This window comes from Alkalibaculum bacchi (assembly GCF_937875145.1).
GTDB classification, from domain to species: Bacteria; Bacillota; Clostridia; order Eubacteriales; family Alkalibacteraceae; genus Alkalibaculum; species Alkalibaculum bacchi_A.
In genome coordinates this window covers 1-2266 of sequence record NZ_CALNCS010000033.1, presented here as the reverse complement: position 1 = coordinate 2266, position 2266 = coordinate 1, and the positions used below count along the sequence as shown (strand labels likewise).

At 39.2% G+C, this 2266-nt stretch carries 2 protein-coding genes; one reads left to right on the top strand and one right to left on the bottom strand.

What is annotated here, in order from left to right; genetic code table 11:
• Positions 1–19: 19 nt before the first annotated feature.
• Positions 20–538 carry a PadR family transcriptional regulator gene (locus Q7P22_RS02425; RefSeq protein ID WP_303860184.1) on the bottom strand — a complete coding sequence of 173 codons (519 nt, stop codon included), beginning with the start codon at positions 536–538 and terminating at the stop codon, positions 20–22.
• 227 nt (positions 539–765) lie between these two features.
• On the opposite strand from Q7P22_RS02425, the gene Q7P22_RS02420 reads away from it, so the two are divergent.
• Positions 766–2266: FAD-dependent oxidoreductase (locus Q7P22_RS02420; RefSeq protein ID WP_303860182.1), on the top strand; the 1501-nt coding region annotated here is incomplete at its 3' end.

Genomic DNA, 2266 nt, shown 5'->3' with positions numbered 1-2266 from the left:
TAATATTTATCTCTGGTGCTTATGATATCGCAACATGAGTTCGTTCTCTCATAATGGCACCCTTTAAAACAATATAATCCCCGTACTCTGGTGAGAATACATTGGCAACTGATTCTGCAAAAGGGTGATCAAGCATTGTGGTTTCAAGCTTCTTTAATTTTTCCTGGCGCTGCTTCAGTTGGTACTCAAACTGCTCTAAAATTTCTTCCTTTGACAGAGACTCCAGAAAATAGGCTTTTAGTCGAAAGATATCCTTCGGAGTAGGCTCTAAGACATTCTGCTTTTTAAGCCAATTTAAAAAATCTTTTTTGCCTGCCTCTGTAATTGAATAAAGTTTTTTTTCCATTTTTTCACCTTGCAGTACGGTTTCGTAGGTAATTAAACCTTCTTCAGTTAATTTTTTTAACTCAGGATATATTTGGCTATGCTTTGCATACCAAAAATTAACTAGTTCTCGATTAAATACTTTCATCAAATCATAACCAGTCATAGCCCCTCGGTTAATTAATCCTAAAATAGCATATTTTAACAAACGCATCGTGTAAGTACCACCCTTCAAAATAATTCTATACTAATGTCAAGTTTATCACAAAAACAATATGTATGTATTGACATGTTTAGATTTAGACCTTATACTACAAATATAAACAATATTTCTGTAAAGTACAAGACATAACGAAAGAAACTGAAAACTTTAACGGTCATGAAAACCATTACAAAACGGTTAGAGTTTTAACAAAACTACATACTAAAAGGAGAATAGCAATGAAAAGAAAATTTCCCAATCTAAGTAAACCTATTCAAATTGGAAATGTAAATTTCCGCAACAGAATGTTTTCTGCACCTATGGGTGGAACAGACATCACTGCAGATTGTACTATTGGACGTGCATCAACCGCTTTTTATGAATTACGAGCTAAGGGTGGAGCAGGAGCAGTTACTGTAAGCGAGTTAGTGGTTCATCCAAAAACAGAGGGTTCTCATATGTTCCATCTAGATTTACAGACAGTTGGCGCTCTATCAAGCTTTACCTATACGGCAGACGCAATCCGTCGACACGGTTCCATTGCTAGTGTAGAGTTATCTCATTCAGGTCAGTTTGCAGGCACATATTTGACGGACAAAAATAAAAAACAAGGGCTTGCTCAATGGGGTCCAAGCGAAGGCCTTCGTTCAGATGGTTTACCTGTAAAGGCACTTACCCAAGAGCTTATTGACGAGATTGTAGCTGCTTATGGCGATTGCGCTGCCCTTGCAAAAAGAGCAGGTTTCGAGATGATTATGGTACATGGTGGTCATGGATGGCTCGTAAATCAGTTTCTTTCTCCTTTCTTTAACCGCAGAACTGACAAATATGGTGGTTCTCTTGAAAATCGAGTACGATTTGCACAAGAAGTACTAGATAGCGTACGTAAGGCAGTTGGACCTGGTTTCCCAATCGAATTTAGAATGAGTGGATCCGAGTTCTTCGATAGCGGTTATGATTTAGCTGAGGGTGTTGAAATTGCAAAATTATTAGAATCTAGAGTTGACCTCTTACATATATCGGCTGGAACGTATCAGCAAGGGTTCAGCATAACTCACCCCTCTATGTTTGAATCTCATGGCAGAAATGTATTTCTTGCTGCCGAAATCAAGAAACATGTCAGCGTACCTGTTGCTACAATTGGCGGTTTGAATGATCCAGAAATGATGGAAGAAATCATCGCTTCAGGTAAAGCAGATGTCATCTATATGGCTCGTGCACTCCTTGCAGATCCTGAACTACCAAGAAAAGTAATGAGTAACCGTGACGAAGACATCATCTATTGTTTAAGATGTTTTACTTGTATGGCAGAGCGTGCAGTTACTTCAACAAGACGTTGTACTGTTAATCCATTAATCGGACGTGAGCTCGATGGAACGGAAGTCATACCAACCTCCCTTCCTGTAAAAGTTTTAGTAGCAGGTGGTGGTCCTGGTGGACTAAAAGCTGCTATCACAGCGGCAAAACGCGGACATGAAGTTATCCTTTGCGAAAAAGAGGATCAATTAGGTGGAATCCTTAAAAGCGAACAGGCAATTCCCTTCAAATATGAAATGTATCAACTAGGTGTCACTCTTGAAAAAATGGCAAGAGATGCTGGCGTTGATATCCGTCTAAATACAGAAGTTACAAAAGAGTACGTAGAAAATGAAAACGTAGACGCGTTAATCATCGCAGTAGGATCGGAACCCCTCTTGCCACCCATTCCAACAGGCGGTGAACCTACTGATCTTCATTGTA